1 protein-coding gene is annotated in these 1,604 nt (G+C 35.9%); it reads left to right on the plus strand.

Annotated features, from left to right (window positions below; all coding sequences use genetic code 11):
* Positions 1–515 precede the first annotated feature (515 nt).
* The coding region (locus SFT90_00510; GenBank protein MDX1948966.1) for a phage portal protein at positions 516–1,604 on the plus strand (1,089 nt) is incomplete at its 3' end.

Here is a 1,604-nt window from a genome sequence, read left to right on the forward strand (position 1 = left end):
GGTAAATTTGTTGCAAAAGATGAGGATTCTTACCAATATTTAGTTGAAAGTATTAGAATGTTCCCTACGGCTGAAAATTTCAAGGCGATGATTGAAAAATCAGGATTTGAAAATGTAAATTATGAAAAACTCACCTTCGGAATAGTTGCAATTCATAATGGTTATAAGGTTTAGCTTTTGTGTCATACCTGCCCCGCGACAAGCACGGGATAAACTACAGCAGGTATCCACCTTTGGTAAGTATAGATTTTATTAAATTTCTGTTGCTTTTCCTCTGTTTTGTCACCCCGCATTTATTGCGGGGTTAATTGTTAAAAGTGCTTCTAAGGTTCAAGTTTTGAGCCTGTTTTATGGTTAACCCCGCAATAAATTCGGGGTGACAATTTGTGATTAAGGAGCTTAAATCTATACTTACCAGTCAGTCCATTGAACATCTGCAAAATAAAAATCTGCCCCCCCTTCCATAGTTAAAAAAATCGTTCCATCATTAAATTCCAAACTAATTATAGGAATTTATGAAAACCAACTTTTTTAACTTCTTCAGCAACAAAAATTCAGCGAAAAACTCTAAGAAAACCGGCAAGAATGTCAGAAATTATAAATCTTACATTGATAATTATGATGGGGTCAAAACTTACCTCTATGATAATCAAAAACCAGTTTGGATGAATAGAAGCTATGCTAAATTTTCTGAGGAAGGTTTTATAAAAAATGTGGTGGCACATCGTTGTATTTCAATGATTTCAAAAGGTGTTGCTTCAATAAATCTAAAGCTTTTTCAAAATATTGAAGAAAAAAATTATGAAGTAAAAAATCATAATTTGCTAAATTTAATCAAATTTCCAAACCCTCTAGTAAATGGCAATTTATTTAAGGAATCAATTTTCAATTATCGCTTAATAAGTGGCAATTCTTATATTTTAGCGGTTAGAAATTCCGCAGGTTTTGTGCAGGAATTATATTGCCTAAGGCCTGATAAAGTTAGCATTCTAACTGATAAATCAGGTTTTATAACCGCTTACATCTATAAAAATGGTGCAAAAGATATTCGCTACCCTGTGGATAAATTAACTGGGCAATCAGATATTTTGCACCTAAAAAATTTCCACCCGCTTGATGAGCATTTTGGGTTAAGCCCAATAGAATCAGCAGCTTATTCTATTGATCAGCATAATCAAGCGTCGCAATGGAATCAGAGTTTGCTTCAAAATGGTGCAAAGCCAAGCGGTGCGTTGGTGGTTAAATCTGGTGAGGGGTATCTAGGCGTTTTAACTGATGAGCAACATCAACGCATCAAAAGGCAGATTGATGAGGAGTTTTCAGGCGTTCACAATGCAGGCAGGCCTTTACTTTTAGAAGGTGGGCTTGATTGGAAGGAGATGAGCTTATCACCCAAAGATATGGATTTTATTTCTTCCAAACATACATCGGCTCGTGAGATTGCGTTGGCTTTTGGTGTGCCACCGCAATTACTTGGAATTCCGGGGGATAACACTTATAGCAATTTAGCAGAGGCGAGATTAGAATTTTGGGAGCAAACAATTCTCCCCCTTGCGGAAGAATATTGCCAAGCAATGAATCATTGGTTATTGCCGATGTTTAAC

Source organism: Rickettsiales bacterium (assembly GCA_033762595.1).
Classification (GTDB): domain Bacteria; phylum Pseudomonadota; class Alphaproteobacteria; order Rickettsiales; family UBA8987; genus JANPLD01.